The sequence below is a fragment of the Amycolatopsis sp. lyj-23 genome, from assembly GCF_046549135.1.
Classification (GTDB): domain Bacteria; phylum Actinomycetota; class Actinomycetes; order Mycobacteriales; family Pseudonocardiaceae; genus Amycolatopsis.
On sequence record NZ_JAJPWN010000005.1, the window covers coordinates 457,919 to 474,131 of the forward strand.

Genomic DNA, 16,213 nt, shown 5'->3' on the forward strand with positions numbered 1-16,213 from the left:
CCGGCACGACCCAAGCTCGAGGAGACACCCAGTGCGGCCCTGGCCCGGAACGCCCTACCCGCTCGGCGCCACCTACGACGGAGTCGGGACGAACTTCGCCCTGTTCTCCGAGGTGGCCGAGCGCGTCGAACTGTGCCTGTTCGACGCCGAGGGCAAGGAGACGCGCTACGCGCTCGAAGAGGTCGACGGCTTCGTCCACCACGGCTACCTGCTCAACATCGGCCCCGGGCAGCGCTACGGGTTCCGCGTGCACGGTCCGTACGACCCGAAGCGCGGCCTGCGCTGCAACCCGAACAAGCTGCTCATCGACCCGTACGCGAAGGCCGTCTCGCACGGCGTGAAGTGGGACGAGTCGCTGTTCGGCTACCAGTTCGGCAACCCGGACGAGCGCAACGACGACGACAGCGCCGGCCGCGTGCCGTATTCGCTGGTGGCCAACCCGTTCTTCGACTGGGGCAACGACCGCCAGCCGAAGCGGCCGTACAACGAGACGGTCATCTACGAGGCCCACGTCAAGGGCATGACCGTGCACCACCCGTTCGTGCCCGATTCGCTGCGCGGCACGTACGCCGGGCTCGCGCACCCCGCCGTCGTCGAGCACCTGCAGAAGCTCGGCGTGACCGCGGTGGAGCTGCTGCCGGTCCACCAGTTCGTCACCGACCACGGCCTCGCCGAAAGGGGCCTGACGAACTACTGGGGCTACAACACGATCGGGTACTTCGCGCCCCACGACGCCTACTCGGCGGTGCCCGGCGAGGGCGGCCAGGTCCAGGAGTTCAAGGGCATGGTCAAGGCCTTCCACGAAGCCGGGATCGAAGTGATCCTCGACGTGGTTTACAACCACACGGCCGAGGGCAACCACCTCGGGCCGACCCTGTCGATGCGCGGTATCGACAACGATGCCTACTACCGCCTGGTCGAGGGAGAGCCCGAGTACTACATGGACTACACCGGCACCGGGAACTCGCTCAACGTGCGCAATCCGCACACCCTGCAGCTGATCATGGACTCGCTGCGCTACTGGGTGACGGAGATGCACGTCGACGGCTTCCGGTTCGACCTCGCCTCGGCGCTGGCCCGCGAGTTCTACGACGTGGACCGGCTGTCGACGTTCTTCGACCTGGTCCAGCAGGACCCGATCGTGAGCCAGGTGAAGCTCATCGCCGAGCCGTGGGACGTCGGTCCCGGTGGCTACCAGGTCGGCAACTTCCCGCCGCTGTGGACGGAGTGGAACGGGCAGTTCCGCGACACCGTCCGCGACTTCTGGCGCGGCGAGCCCGCCACCCTCGGCGAGTTCGCGTCGCGGATCACCGGCTCGTCGGACCTCTACCAGGACGACGGCCGCCGCCCGTTCGCGTCGATCAACTTCGTCACCGCCCACGACGGCTTCACGCTGCGGGACCTGGTGTCCTACAACGAAAAGCACAACGAGGCCAACGGCGAGGACGGCCGCGACGGCGCCGACGACAACCGGTCGTGGAACTGCGGGGTCGAGGGCGAGACCGACGACCCCGAGGTGCTCGGGCTGCGGGTGCGGCAGCAGCGCAACATGCTGGCCACGCTGCTGCTGTCCCAGGGCGTGCCGATGATCCTGCACGGCGACGAGTTCGGCCGCACCCAGCAGGGCAACAACAACGTCTACTGCCAGGACTCGGAACTGTCCTGGGTGGACTGGGGACTGGCCAAGGAGAACACGGACCTGGTGCAGTTCACCGCCGGTCTGACCGCGCTCCGGCACCGGCACCCGGTGTTCCGCCGCCGCCGCTTCTTCCAGGGCGGTCCGGTCGGCAAGGGCGCGGAGCTCGGCGACATCGCCTGGTTCACCCCGGCCGGCGAAGAGATGACCGAGCAGAACTGGGACGACGGCTTCGGCAAGGCGGTCGTCGTCTTCCTCAACGGCCAGGCCATCCCCGACCTCGACCAGCGCGGGATGAACGTCGAGGACGACTCCTTCCTGCTCGCTTTCAACGCCCACTACGAAGACATCGACGCCACGCTCCCGGGCAACGGCTACGGGCAGAGCTGGACCGTCGTGGTCGACACCGCGGCCGGCGAGGTCGAACCCGCCGACGCGAAGCCGATCGACGGCGGCGGCCGGCTCACCCTGCCCGCCCGGTCCCTGATCGTGCTGCAACGGACGGAGACGGAACCCGCATGACGGTCCCCGAGTCGACCTACCGGGTGCAGCTGCGCCCGGAGTTCATCTTCGCCGACGCGGCCGGCATCGCCGGCTACCTGCGCGACCTCGGCATCGGCGCGCTGTACGCGTCGCCGGTGCTGGACGCGGCCCCGGGCTCGACCCACGGCTACGACGTCGTCGACCCCACCCGCGCGCGGCCCGCGCTCGGCGGCGAAGGGGCGCGCCAGGAGCTCGCCGCACTGCTGAAGGAGCTCGGGCTGGGCCTGGTGGTCGACATCGTGCCGAACCACATGTCGGTCGAAGTCCCGAAGGTGAACCGCTGGTGGTGGGACGTCCTGGAGCACGGCCGGAACTCCGAGTACGCGGAGTTCTTCGACGTCGACTGGGAACGCGGCCCGATCCTGCTGCCGGTCCTCGGCGACGACGACGCGGTGGCGGAGCTGTCGGTCGAGGGCGACGAGCTGGTCTACTACGACCACCGCTTCCCGATCGCGTCCGGCACGGGAACCGGGACGCCGCAAGAGGTCCACGAGCGCCAGCACTACCGCCTGGTCGGCTGGCGCCGCGGCAACGCCGAGCTGACCTACCGCCGCTTCTTCGACATCACGACGTTGGCCGCGGTCCGCGTCGAAGACCCGAAGGTGTTCGCCGAGACGCACGGCGAGGTGCTGCGCTGGGTCGCCGACGGCGACGTCACCGGCTTGCGCATCGACCACCCCGACGGCCTCGCCGACCCCGGCGGCTACTTCCGGCGCCTGCGCGAGAACGCCCCGGACGCGTGGATCGTGGCCGAGAAGATCCTGCACCCCGGCGAGCCGCTGCCGCAGAGCTGGCCGGTCGACGGCACCACCGGCTACGACGCCCTGCGCGAGATCGCCGGCGTCTTCATCGACCCGGCGGGCGAGCCGGGCTTCACCGCACTGGCCGACGAGCTGGGCGTCAAGACCGGCTACCACCGCGTCGAGGCCGAGGCCCGGCGCCTGGTCACCGACCGGATCCTGGTCGCCGAGGTCCGGCGGATCGCCGCGCAGCTGCGGGACGTCGATCCGGAGCAGGCCCGGCAGGCGGTGGCCGAGACGATGATCGCCTTCCCCGTCTACCGCTCGTACCTGCCCGAAGGCGCGGCGCACTGGACGGCCGCGATCGCCGGGGCGCGGGAAGCCCGGCCCGACCTCGCCGACGCGCTCGACGCCCTCGACGCGCAGGTCCGCGCGGAGCCCGATGGCGAGCTGGCCACCCGCATCCAGCAGACGTCCGGCATGGTCGTGGCGAAGGGCACCGAGGACACGACCTTCTACCGCTACACGCGCTTCGCCGCGCTCAACGAGGTCGGCGGCAACCCGGACCGCTTCGGCCTCGGCGTCGAGGAGTTCCACCGGCTGGCCGCCGAACGCGAGGCCGGCCACCCCGCGGCGATGACGACGCTGACCACGCACGACACCAAGCGCTCGGAGGACACCCGGGCGCGGATGGCCGTGCTGGCCGAGGTGCCCGGCGAGTTCGCCGAGGCCGTCCGGCGGTGGACCGCGCGCCGCGGCATCGACGAGCCGTCGCTGAACCTGCTGGCCTGGCAGACGCTCGTGTCGACCTGGCCGATCGAGCCGGCCCGGCTGCGGGACTACCTCGACAAGGCGGCCAAGGAGGCCAAGCTCCGGACCAGCTGGACCGACCACGACGAAGCCTTCGAGGCCGACGTCGCCGCGTGGCCCGAGGACGTCGTGAAGGACGGCGAGCTGGCCTCGGACGTCGAGGCGTTCGTCCGGCGCATCGAGGGCCCCGGTTACGCGAACTCGCTCGGCCAGAAGCTCGTCCAGCTCACCGCGCCCGGCGTCCCCGACGTCTACCAGGGCACCGAGCTGTGGGACTTCTCGCTGGTCGACCCGGACAACCGCCGTCCGGTCGACTACGCGGCCCGCCGCGAGCTGCTGGCCCGGATCACCGACGGCGAGCTGCCGGAGATCGACGCTTCGGGCGCGGCGAAGCTGCTGGTCGTGCACAAGGCGCTGCGGCTGCGGCGGGAACACCCGGCGCTGTTCCGCGGCTACCGGCCGCTGCGGGCCGAGGGCCCGGCCGCGGCCCACTGCCTGGCCTACACGCGCAGCCCCGGCCTCGCCGTCGCGGTGACCCGGCTCCCGGTCGGTCTCGAGGCCGGCGGCGGCTGGCGCGACACCGTCCTGCCGCTGCCCCCCGGTGTCTGGACCGACGTCCTGACCGGCCGCGAGGTCACCGGCGACCTGGCCGCCCTGTTCGACCGCTATCCCGTCGCGTTGCTGGTGCGAGGAGACGTATGAGGTTCAGCGTGTGGGCCCCGGCCGCCGGCCGGGTCCGGGTGAGCGTCGACGCCGGGGTGCACGAGATGACCGCCGGTGACGGCGGCTGGTGGCACGCCGACGCCGACGGCGTCAACTACGCCTTCCTGCTCGACGACGACGAGAAGCCGCTGCCCGACCCGCGGTCGCGGTGGCAGCCGCACGGCGTGCACGCGGAGTCACGCGTCTACGACCACGGCGAGTTCGCCTGGACCGACGACGCCTGGACCGGGCGGCAGCTGCCCGGCGCCGTCCTCTACGAGCTCCACATCGGCACGTTCACCGAGGGCGGCACCTTCGACGCGGCCGTCGACCAGCTCGACCACCTCGTCGACCTCGGCATCACGCACGTCGAGCTGCTGCCGGTCAACGCCTTCGACGGCACCGCGGGCTGGGGCTACGACGGCGTCCTCTGGGGCGCGGTCCACGAGCCCTACGGCGGCCCCGACGGGCTCAAGCGGTTCGTCGACGCGGCCCACGCGCGCGGCCTGGCCGTCGTGCTCGACGTCGTCTACAACCACCTCGGGCCGTCCGGGGCGTACCTCGACAAGTTCGGGCCGTACTTCGCCGGGCAGAACGAGTGGGGTCCGGGGCTCAACCTCGACGGCGCCGGCTCCGACGAGGTCCGCCGGTACGTCGTCGACAACGCGCTGAGCTGGTTCCGGGACTTCCACATCGACGCCCTGCGCCTGGACGCGGTGCACGCGCTGCTCGACCGGCGCGCGGTCCACCTGCTCGAACAGCTCGCCACCGAGGTCGACAGCCTGTCGGCGGCGCTGAACCGGCCGCTGACGCTGATCGCCGAGTCCGACCTCAACGACCCGCGGCTCGTCACGCCCCGCGAGCGCGGCGGCTTCGGCTTGCACGCGCAGTGGTCGGACGACCTGCACCACGCCCTGCACGTCAAGCTGACCGGCGAAACGAGCGGGTACTACACGGACTTCGCCGCCCCGGACGCGCTCGAACGGGTGCTGCGCGAGGTGTTCTTCCACGCGGGCACGTGGTCGTCGTTCCGGGAGCGGACCCACGGCCGCCCGGTCGACACGCGGACCGTGCCCGGCCACCGCTTCCTCGGCTACCTGCAGAACCACGACCAGATCGGCAACCGCGCGACCGGCGACCGGCTGTCGGCCACGGTCGCGCCGGGCCGGCTGGCCTGCGGCGCGGCGATCCTGTTCTGCTCGCCGTACACGCCGATGGTGTTCATGGGGGAGGAGTGGGCGGCGAGCACGCCGTGGCAGTTCTTCGCCTCCTTCCCGGACCCGGAGCTGGCCGAGGCCGTCCGCACGGGCCGCCGTCGCGAGTTCTCCCGGCACGGCTGGGGCGAATCGGACGTGCCGGACCCGATGGACCCGGCCACGGTCGACCGGTCGCGGCTGGACTGGACCGAGCCGGAGCGTCCCGGTCACCGGGACGTGCTGGCCCTGTACCGCGCGCTGATCCGGCTGCGCCGCGAGCGGCCGGAGCTGGCCGACCCGTGGGTCGCGGACCTGCGCGTCGACTCCGCGCCGGACGGGTCCTGGCTCGTGCTGCACCGCGGCGCGCTGCGGCTGGCCGTCAACTTCGGGCCCGGGCCGGTCACGCTGCCGCTGGGCGCGACCGCGACGAGCCTGCTGACCTGGGCCGAGGCCACCGTGGACGGTGGGGCGGCGCACCTGCCGCCGGACACGTTCGCGCTGGCCGCCACCACGTCGTGACGGCGGTTGCCCTCGGGTAACTCATCGGTAATGGCGCGCACGGAGCACCGGAGATCTGGGACGATTCAGGAATGGCCACACGACCCTCCGCCGACCACGTCCTCGCCGGCCGTCCCTTCCCGCTCGGGGCCCACCCCGAGGCGGGCGGGGTGCGGTTCGCGATCACGTCCGCCGTCGCGGACGCCGTCGAGCTGTGCCTGATCGACGCTGACGGTTCGGAACGCCGGATCGCGCTCACCGAGCGCACCTTCGGCGTCTGGCACGGCCTGGTGCCCGGCGTGACGCCCGGGCAGCGGTACGGCTACCGCATCCACGGCCCGTACGATCCGGCCCGCGGCCTGCGGTGCAACCCGCACAAGCTGCTGGTCGACCCGTACGCCCGGCAGATCACCGGCGGGCTCACCGACTTGACCGCGGCCCAGGGCTTCACCGGCGACCCCGAGCGCGGCCCGATGTCCACAGTGGACTCCCTGGGCAGCGTGCCGCTGTCGGTGGTCACCTCGCCGGGCGGCCCGGACACCGGGATCAAGCCGGAGGTGCCGTTCGAAGAGGCGGTCGTCTACGAGCTGCACGTCAAGGGCTTCACCCAGCAGCACCCGTTCATCCCGGAGGCGCTGCGCGGCACCTACCTCGGCCTGGCCCACCCGGTGGCGATCGAGTACCTCACCCGCCTCGGCGTCACGTCGGTCGAGCTGCTGCCGGTGCACGCGTTCCTCGACGAGCCCTCGCTGGTGCGGGCCGGGCGCCACAACTACTGGGGCTACTCGCCGCTGGGGTTCTTCGCCCCGCACGCCGCCTACGCCAGCGAACCCGGCCACGAGGTCGAGGAGTTCCGGCTGATGGTGGCCGCCCTGCACGCGGCCGGCATCGAGGTGATCCTCGACGTCGTGTTCAACCACACCTGCGAGGGCGGCCCGGACGGCCCGACGCTGAGCTTCCGCGGGCTGAACGCGCCGGTGTACTACCTACACACCGACCGCGGGCACATGGCCGACATCACCGGCTGCGGCAACACCCTGGAGGCGGGCTCGCCGACGGTGGTCCGGCTGGTCACCGACTCGCTGCGGTACTGGACGCAGGAGATGGGCGTCGACGGCTTCCGCTTCGACCTCGCCAGCACCCTCGGCCGGCCCCGCGGCGGCGCGTTCGACCCGGCGTCGACGCTGCTCACCGCGATCACGACCGACCCGGTGCTCTCGCGCTGCAAGCTGATCGCCGAGCCGTGGGACGCCACCGGCGAGGGCTACCGCGTCGGCGGCTTCGGCGCCCAGTGGGCCGAGTGGAACGGCCGCTACCGCGACACCGTGCGCGACTTCTGGCGCGGCACGACCGGCGTCCGCGACCTCGCCTACCGGCTGTCCGGCTCGTCGGACCTCTACGACCACAACCTGCGCCGGCCGTGGCAGTCGATCAACTTCGTCACCGCGCACGACGGCTTCACGCTGCGGGACCTGGTGTCCTACAACGAAAAGCACAACGAGGGCAACGGCGAGGACAACCGCGACGGCACCAACGACAACCGCTCGTGGAACCACGGCGCCGAGGGCGACACGGCCGACCCGGCCGTCCGCGCGCTGCGGGCCCGGCAGGCCCGCAACCTGTTCGCGACGCTGCTGCTGTCCACCGGCACCCCCATGCTGACGGCGGGTGACGAGTTCTGGCGGACCCAGGGTGGCAACAACAACGCCTACTGCCTCGACGACGAGACGTCGTGGTTCGACTGGACCCCGGACGACCCCGAGGCCGAGGCGATGCTGGCCTTCGCCCGGCGGGTCGTCCGGCTGCGCTCGAACAGCCCGGCGCTGCGGCAGCCGGAGTTCTTCGAAGGCCGGACCACGCCGACCGGCAAGCCGGACCTCGTCTGGTTCCGCCCGGATGGCGAGGAGTTCGGCGAGAGCGACTGGTTCGAGGACCGCCACACGCTCGGCATGTGGATCGACGGCTCGAACAGCCAGGCCCGCAACCGCGAGGGCGAGCTGGTGTCCGACCACTCGTGGCTGCTCTGGCTGCACGCCGGCGACGCCCCGGCCGAGGTCACCCTGCCCGGCCGCGAGTACGGCGAGACGTTCAAGCCGACCCTGGACACGAGCACGGCGGACGGCAGCCCGGCCAACCCGGGCGCCCTGGAGGCCAAGAGCCGCGTGACCCTCGGGTCCCGTTCGCTCCTCCTGCTCCGCGCCCCCCGCCTGGCCGTCGACCCCCACCCCGAGCCCTACTGACGCGTACCCGGAGGGTCGGTCCGCGTACCCGAAAGGTCGGCCCGCGTACCCCGAGGGTCGGACGGCGAGCCGACCGTCCGGGTACGCAAGCCGACCGCCTGGGTGCGCAAGCCGACCCTCGGGGTACGCAAGCCGACCGTCTGGGTACGGGGGCCGGGAGGGCGCGGTCGTAACCTGCCGGACACGGGCCGGAAATTCGTTGCGAGAACAGCGTTTCGGTTGATCTCGATTGGGTACAGGGATAGAGAACCCTGCCTCGTGGGCGCTTGATCGAGTCAGGCAGACTGTCGCCGTCTGCGTCCAACCGACACATCGAAGGGCGTTGCCCATGACCGGCCGGCTCGGCATCGACGACGTCTCCCCCAGCGTGAGCTGCGGCCGGTATCCGGCCAAAGCCGTTGTGGGGGAACACATCCCGGTCTTCGCGACCGTCTGGCGCGAGGGCCACGACGCCGTCGCGGCCACCGTCGCGTGGCGCGGCCCGGAGGACCGGCTGACGCGTCAGACGCGGATGGTGCCGCGCGGCCCCGACCACCCGGACGAATTCGCCGCGGTGATCGCCCCGGACACCACCGGCCTCTGGACGTTCCGGATCGACGCGTGGAGCGACCCGTGGGCGACGTGGGAGCACGCCGTCGAGGTGAAGGTCGCCGCCGGGCAGGGTCCCGAGGACCTCGCCAACGACATCGAGAACGGCGCCCGGCTGATCGAGCGCGTCTCCCGCCGTCCCGACCGGCGGGGCGAAAAAGCGCTCCTGACCGGCGCCGTGAAGGCCCTTCGTGACGAAGAGCGCAGCCTCGCCGAGCGCGTCGGGCCCGCGCTCTCGCCCGAGGTCCGCCAGGTCATGCACGAGTTCCCGGTGCGGGAGCTGATCACCAAGGGCAAGCCGTTCAAGGTCTGGGTCGACCGCCGCCGCGCCGCGTACGGCTCCTGGTACGAGCTGTTCCCCCGCTCCACCGGCGGCCTCGACGCCGAGGGCAAGCCGGTGCACGGCACCTTCACCACCGCCGCGCAAGCCCTCGATCGCGTCGCGAAGATGGGCTTCGACGTCGTTTACCTCCCGCCGATTCACCCGATCGGCCGAGTGAACCGCAAGGGCCCGAACAACACGCTCGACGCCAAGCCGGAGGACGTCGGCTCGCCGTGGGCGATCGGCGCCGACGAGGGCGGCCACGACGCCATCCACCCCGAACTGGGCACCTTCGACGACTTCGAGGCGTTCGTGGCCCGCGCGGAAGAGCTCGGCATGGAGGTCGCGCTCGACTTCGCGCTGCAGGCCGCGCCCGACCACCCGTGGGTCCTCAAGCACCCCGAGTTCTTCACCACGCGCCCGGACGGCTCGATCGCGTACGCGGAGAACCCGCCGAAGAAGTACCAGGACATCTACCCGATCAACTTCGACAACGACCCCAAGGCCGTCTACGAAGAGATGCTGCGGGTCATCACCGTGTGGATCGACCACGGGGTGAAGATCTTCCGGGTCGACAACCCGCACACCAAGCCGCCGGACTTCTGGGCCTGGCTCATCCAGTCGGTCAAGGACGCCCACCCGGACGTGCTGTTCCTGGCCGAGGCGTTCACCCGCCCGGCGCGCCTGTGGGGCCTGGCCCGGCTCGGCTTCACGCAGAGCTACACCTACTTCACCTGGCGCACGGGCAAGCAGGAACTGATCGACTTCGCCATCGACCTGCGGGAACACTGGAACGAGGGCCGGCCGAACCTGTTCGTCAACACCCCGGACATCCTCCACGAGTCGCTGCAGCGCGGCGGCCCGGGCATGTTCGCACTGCGGGCCGCGCTGGCGGCGACGATCTCGCCGACGTGGGGCGTCTACTCCGGCTACGAGCTGTTCGAGCACGTCCCGGTCCGCGAAGGCAGCGAGGAGTACCTCGACTCCGAGAAGTACCAGCTGCGCCCCCGCGACTTCGAGCGCGCGCTCGCCGAAGGGCGTTCGCTGGAGCCGTGGCTGGCGAAGCTGAACGCCGTCCGCCGCGCCCACCCGGCGCTGCAGCAGATGCGCACCCTGCACTTCCACCACGTCGACAACGACGCGCTGCTGGCTTACTCCAAACAGGACCCCGCCACCGGCGACACCGTGGTCACGGTCGTCACCCTCGACCCGTACGGGCCGCAGGAGGGCACGTTGTGGCTCGACACCGGCGCGCTCGGGTTCGAAGCGCACGAGCGGCTGATCGCCCACGACGAGGTCACCGGCGACACGTGGGAATGGGGTCCGGCGAACTACGTCCGGCTCGAGCCCTGGCGGTCGGTGGCGCACGTGGTTTCGGTCAGACGACGGCTGGCCGGCTGAAGCGGACGAGACGGGAAGGGTTGCGGAGCGAGGACTGAGGTGGCAACACATGGTGGATGAAAGCCTTCCCGAGGCGGTACCGGGGCTGGAGGGCGTGCCGCACACCGGCGAGGCGATGACCGCCGACGGCATGCTCGTGGAACCGCAGGCGGGGGACTTCCGGTCGGCGCAGCAGGCGCCGAGCAACCCGGAGTGGTTCAAGGGCGCGGTGTTCTACGAAGTGCTGGTGCGCGCGTTCGCCGACTCCAACGGCGACGGCACCGGCGACCTGCGCGGCCTGGCCGGCCGGCTCGACTACCTGGCCTGGCTGGGCATCGACTGCCTGTGGCTGCCGCCGTTCTACGCCTCGCCGCTGCGCGACGGCGGCTACGACATCAGCGACTTCCGCGCGGTGCTGCCGGAGTTCGGCAGCGTCGAGGACTTCGTGTTCCTGCTCAACGAGGCGCACCGGCGCGGTATCCGGGTGATCACCGACCTGGTGCTCAACCACACCTCGGACGCGCACCCGTGGTTCCAGCAGTCCCGCAGCGAGCCCGACGGCCCGTACGGCGACTACTACGTCTGGAGCGACGACGACTCCCGCTACGCCGACGCGCGGATCATCTTCGTCGACACCGAGACGTCGAACTGGACCTACGACCCGGTCCGCGGCCAGTTCTACTGGCACCGGTTCTTCTCCCACCAGCCCGACCTGAACTACGAGAACGTCGACGTCCAGAACGCGATGATCGACGTCCTGCGGTTCTGGCTCGACCTGGGCATCGACGGGTTCCGCCTGGACGCCGTGCCGTACCTGTTCGAGCAGGAGGGCACCAACTGCGAGAACCTGCCGTGCACGCACGAGTTCCTCAAGCGCTGCCGCAAGGTCGTCGACGACGAGTACCCGGGCCGGATCCTGCTGGCCGAGGCCAACCAGTGGCCTTCGGACGTCGTCGAGTACTTCGGCGACCCGGCGGTCGGCGGCGACGAGTGCCACATGGCGTTCCACTTCCCGCTGATGCCGCGGATCTTCATGGCCGTGCGCCGCGAGTCGCGGTTCCCGATCTCGGAGATCCTCACCCAGACCCCGGAGATCCCCAGCGGCACGCAGTGGGGCATCTTCCTGCGCAACCACGACGAGCTGACCCTCGAGATGGTCACCGACGAAGAGCGCGACTACATGTACGCGGAGTACGCCAAGGACCCGCGCATGAAGGCCAACATCGGCATCCGCCGGAGGCTGGCCCCGCTGCTGGACAACGACCGCAACCAGCAGGAGCTGTTCACCGCGATGCTGCTGTCCCTGCCCGGCTCGCCCGTTCTGTACTACGGTGACGAGATCGGCATGGGAGACAACATCTGGCTCGGCGACCGCGACGCGGTGCGCACCCCGATGCAGTGGACCCCGGACCGCAACGCCGGGTTCTCCTCGTGCGACCCGGGCCGCATCTACCTGCCGGTGATCATGGACCCGGTGTACGGCTACCAGGGCCTGAACGTGGAGGCGCAGTCCAACAACGCCTCCTCGCTGCTCAACTGGACCCGCCGGATGATCGAGGTGCGCAAGCAGCACCACGCGTTCGCCGAGGGCGAGTTCGTCGACCTCGGCGGGTCCAACCCGAGCGTGCTGGCCTACAAGCGTCAGTGGAAGCGCCCGGACGGCGGCGAAGACGTCGTGCTGTGCGTGAACAACCTCTCCCGGTTCCCGCAGCCGGTGGAGCTGGATCTGTCCGCGCACCGCGGGTGCACGCCGGTGGAGCTCACCGGCGGCGTGCGGTTCCCCAGCATCGGGGAGCTGTCGTACCTGCTGACGCTGCCGGGGCACGGCTTCTACTGGTTCCAGCTGACGAACCCGGGAGACGAAGGCGAAGCGAGGTGAGTCCCTTGTCCGACCCGCGTGAGCTGGTCGACGACCTGACCGAGGACCTGAAGCGCTGGCTGCCGGAGCAGCGCTGGTTCGCCGGCAAGGACCGGCCGGTGACCGGTGTCCGGCGGCTCGGCGTGACCGAGCTGGTCCCGGGCGATCCGCAGTTGCTGCACGTCGTGATCGAGGTCGCCCAGGACGACCGGCGCGAGCCCTACCAGCTGCTGGTGGGCCGGCGGACGCATCCGCCGGAGATCGCCTCGACCAGCTGGATCGGCGCGGTCGGCGACCTCAACGCCTACGAGGCGTCCGGCGACCTGGACGTCACCGGCGTGCTGCTGGACCTGATGGCCCGCGAGGAGACGGTCGGGGCGCTGGTCTTCGAGCACGAGCCCGGCGTGCAGCTGGAGACCGGGCTGCGGGCCCGGCCGATCACGTCCGAGCAGAGCAACACGTCCCTGGTCTACGGCGGGCAGTACATCCTCAAGCTCTTCCGGAAGCTGACGCCGGGCAAGAACAAGGACCTGCTGCTGCACCGCGCGCTGCAGGGGGTGGGCAGCAAGCACATCGCGCAGCCGCTGGGGTCGATCACCGGCGACCTGGACGGCGAGCCGACCACGGTCGGCATGCTCCAGCAGTTCGTCTCCGACGCGGTCGACGGCTGGGCGATGGCCACCACCAGCGTCCGCGACCTGATGGCCGCGCCGGAGCTGCACGCCGGCGAGGTCGGCGGCGACTTCGCCGGCGAGGCGGAGCGGCTCGGGCGGGCCGTGGCCGAGGTGCACGCGGACCTGGCCGAGGCGCTCGGCACCGAGCCGGTCGACGCCGACGAGCTGGAACGCTCGGCCAAGGCGATGCTCGACCGGCTCGACACGATCGCCGGGCGGGTGCCCGAGCTGGCCGCGCACGCGCCGGCGCTGCGGGCGGCGTTCGAGAAGCTGCGCACGCTGCCGCTGGACTCGGTGACCATGCAGTACATCCACGGCGACCTGCACCTGGGACAGGTGCTGCGGACCGTCGGCGGCTGGCTGCTGATCGACTTCGAGGGCGAGCCCGCGGCCCCGGTCGAGGAGCGCCACGCGCTCCGGTCGCCGTTGCGCGACGTCGCGGGCATGCTGAGGTCGTTCGACTACGCGGCCCAGCAGATGCTGGTCGGCCAGCCGGACGACCCGGCGCTGGCCGAACGCGCCCAGGAGTGGTCGGAGCGCAACCGGGCGGCGTTCTGCGAAGGGTACGCCACGATCGCGGCGGACCCGCGCGAGCAGGGCGAGCTGCTGCGCGCCTTCGAACTGGACAAGGCGGTGTACGAGGTGGGGTACGAGCACGCGAACCGGCCGGACTGGCTGGGCGTGCCGCTCGCCTCGATCGCCCGGATCACCAACGGAGGGACGACACCGTGAACGCGGTCCCCGAAGACCTCCCGGCCGCGGCCCCGCCGGCCGCGGACATCGACCGGCTGCTCGCCGGCTCCCACCACGACCCGCACTCGGTGCTGGGCGTGCACGCGGTGGGCAAGGGCTTCGCGGCCCGGGCGCTGCTGCCCGGCGCGAAGGCCGTCAGCCTGCTCGCGGGCGGGAAGAAGTACCCGATGGAACCGGTGATCGACGCGCTGTTCGCCGTCGCCGTGCCCGAGCACCCCGGCGACTACCGCCTGGAGGTCGAGTACGACGGGCACACCGCGACGTGCGACGACCCGTACCGCTGGCTGCCCACGGTGGGCGAGCTGGACCTGCACCTGATCGGTGAGGGCCGGCACGAGCGGCTGTGGGAGGCGCTCGGCGCGCACGCCCGGTCGTACGAGACCCCCGGTGGTGTCGTCGAAGGGACGTCGTTCGCGGTCTGGGCGCCGAACGCCCGCGGCATCCGCGTGATCGGCGACTTCAACGGCTGGGACGGCCGCGGTCACGCCATGCGCTCGCTCGGCGGGTCCGGCGTCTGGGAGCTGTTCGTGCCGGGTGTCGGCGCGGGCACCTGCTACAAGTTCCGGATCCTCGGCGCCGACGGCAACTGGCACGAGAAGGCCGACCCGATGGCGTTCGCCACCGAGCAGCCGCCCGCGACGGCGTCGGTCGTCACGAGCTCGGCGCACCTGTGGGAAGACGACGACTGGGTCGCCCAGCGCGAGGCGACCCAGTGGGCCGCGGCGCCGATGAGCATCTACGAGGTCCACCTCGCCTCGTGGCGTCCCGGTCTCGACTACCGCGAGCTGGCCGACCAGCTGGGCAACTACCTCGTCGAAACCGGTTTCACGCACGTGGAGCTGCTGCCGGTGTCGGAGCACCCGTTCGGCGGCTCGTGGGGCTACCAGGTGACGTCGTACTACGCACCGACGTCCCGCTTCGGCTCCCCGGACGACTTCCGCTACTTCGTCGACCGCCTGCACCAGCGGGGGATCGGCGTGCTGGTGGACTGGGTGCCGGCGCACTTCCCGCGCGATGCCTGGGCGCTGGCCCGCTTCGACGGCACGCCGCTGTACGAGCACGCGGACCCGCGCCGCGGCGAGCAGCCCGACTGGGGCACGCTCGTGTTCGACTTCGGCCGCAACGAGGTCCGCAACTTCCTGGTCGCCAACGCGCTGTTCTGGCTCGACGAGTTCCACCTCGACGGCTTGCGCGTCGACGCCGTCGCGTCGATGCTGTACCTGGACTACTCCCGCAAGGACGGCGAGTGGCTGCCGAACCAGTACGGCGGCCGGGAAAACCTCGACGCGGTGCGGTTCCTGCAGGAGCTGAACGCGACCGTCTACAAGCGACATCCGGGTGTCGTGATGGTGGCCGAGGAGTCGACGGCGTGGCCGGGCGTCACGCGCCCGACGCACCTCGGCGGCCTCGGGTTCGGCTTCAAGTGGAACATGGGCTGGATGCACGACACGCTCCGGTACCTCTCGCACGAGCCGATCCACCGCGCGTACCACCACAACGAGATGACGTTCTCGCTCGTGTACGCGTGGAGCGAGAACTTCGTGCTGCCGCTGTCGCACGACGAAGTGGTGCACGGCAAGGGATCCCTGTGGGGCCGGATGCCGGGCGACGCCTGGAACAAGGCGGCCGGGCTGCGGTCGCTGCTGGCGTTCATGTGGGCGCACCCGGGCAAGCAGCTGCTGTTCATGGGCGGCGAGTTCGGCCAGCCGGGGGAGTGGTCGGAGTCGAAGTCGCTCGACTGGCACCTGCTGGAGGAGCCGCTGCACCTCGGTGTCTGGGAGCTGCTGCGGTCGCTGAACACGGTTTACCGCTCGACGCCGGCGTTGTACAGCCAGGACACCTCGCCGGACGGCTTCCGCTGGATCGACGCGAACGACTCGAGCGGCAACGTGCTGAGCTTCCTCCGCATCGGCGCCGACGGCTCGCGGCTGGCGTGCGTCGCGAACTTCGCCGGGGTCCCGCACCACGACTACCGGGTCGGCCTGCCGTCGGCGGGCCGCTGGCGGGAGGTCGTCAACACCGACGCGGAAGCCTACGGCGGCTCCGGGGTCGGCAACCTGGGCGCGGTGGAAGCGACGGAAGACCCGTGGCACGGCCAGCCGGCCTCCGCAGTCCTCCAGCTCCCGCCCGCAGGCGTCCTCTGGCTGATCGAAGAAACCCCGGAGACCCCCGAACTCCTGTGATCGAAGCCGGAACTCGCGTGATTGCGACCGGGACTCGCGTGATTGAAGCCGGATCTCGCGAGTTACGGCTGCAATCACGCGAGATCCGCG

General features: G+C 71.2%; 8 protein-coding genes. All 8 read left to right on the forward strand.

All coding sequences use genetic code 11. The features are described 5' to 3' along the window. Positions 1–31 precede the first annotated feature (31 nt). The 8 genes from glgX (ACLJPY_RS14810) (at position 32) to glgB (ending at position 16,123) form a co-directional block, all read left to right on the forward strand. Complete coding sequence (glgX, locus tag ACLJPY_RS14810) at positions 32–2,158, forward strand: glycogen debranching protein GlgX (protein WP_410588912.1); 2,127 nt, start codon at positions 32–34, stop codon at positions 2,156–2,158. Then, on the forward strand, positions 2,155–4,431 hold the full coding sequence (treY, locus tag ACLJPY_RS14815; protein ID WP_410588913.1) for a malto-oligosyltrehalose synthase: 2,277 nt from the start codon (positions 2,155–2,157) through the stop codon (positions 4,429–4,431). Before glgX (ACLJPY_RS14810) ends, treY begins: the two co-directional genes overlap by 4 nt. Then, a complete protein-coding gene (gene treZ, locus ACLJPY_RS14820) occupies positions 4,428–6,146 on the forward strand; it encodes a malto-oligosyltrehalose trehalohydrolase (protein WP_410588914.1) in 1,719 nt (572 codons plus the stop codon). Before treY ends, treZ begins: the two co-directional genes overlap by 4 nt. Positions 6,147–6,217: 71 nt before the next feature. Further along, positions 6,218–8,365: a glycogen debranching protein GlgX gene (glgX, locus tag ACLJPY_RS14825; protein WP_410588915.1), complete on the forward strand. Its 2,148-nt coding sequence runs from the start codon at positions 6,218–6,220 to the stop codon at positions 8,363–8,365. 328 nt (positions 8,366–8,693) lie between these two features. Then, on the forward strand, positions 8,694–10,676 hold the full coding sequence (locus ACLJPY_RS14830) for a maltotransferase domain-containing protein (protein ID WP_410588917.1): 1,983 nt from the start codon (positions 8,694–8,696) through the stop codon (positions 10,674–10,676). Between the two features lie 49 nt (positions 10,677–10,725). Further along, positions 10,726–12,534, forward strand: a complete 1,809-nt coding sequence (gene treS, locus ACLJPY_RS14835) for a maltose alpha-D-glucosyltransferase (protein WP_410588918.1) — start codon at positions 10,726–10,728, stop codon at positions 12,532–12,534. Between the two features lie 5 nt (positions 12,535–12,539). Next, complete coding sequence (locus ACLJPY_RS14840) at positions 12,540–13,919, forward strand: maltokinase N-terminal cap-like domain-containing protein (RefSeq protein ID WP_410588920.1); 1,380 nt, start codon at positions 12,540–12,542, stop codon at positions 13,917–13,919. Then, entirely contained in the window at positions 13,916–16,123 is a 2,208-nt protein-coding gene (gene glgB / locus ACLJPY_RS14845) for a 1,4-alpha-glucan branching protein GlgB (protein WP_410588922.1), read from the forward strand. Before ACLJPY_RS14840 ends, glgB begins: the two co-directional genes overlap by 4 nt. The last annotated feature ends 90 nt before the right edge of the window (positions 16,124–16,213 follow it).

Coding starts and splice junctions, on each gene's coding strand:
- treY (WP_410588913.1), top strand. CDS start 2,155: ATGACGGTCCCCGAGTCGACCTACCGGGTGCAGCTGCGCCCGGAGTTC.
- treZ (WP_410588914.1), top strand. CDS start 4,428: ATGAGGTTCAGCGTGTGGGCCCCGGCCGCCGGCCGGGTCCGGGTGAGC.
- glgX (WP_410588915.1), top strand. CDS start 6,218: ATGGCCACACGACCCTCCGCCGACCACGTCCTCGCCGGCCGTCCCTTC.
- ACLJPY_RS14830 (WP_410588917.1), top strand. CDS start 8,694: ATGACCGGCCGGCTCGGCATCGACGACGTCTCCCCCAGCGTGAGCTGC.
- treS (WP_410588918.1), top strand. CDS start 10,726: ATGGTGGATGAAAGCCTTCCCGAGGCGGTACCGGGGCTGGAGGGCGTG.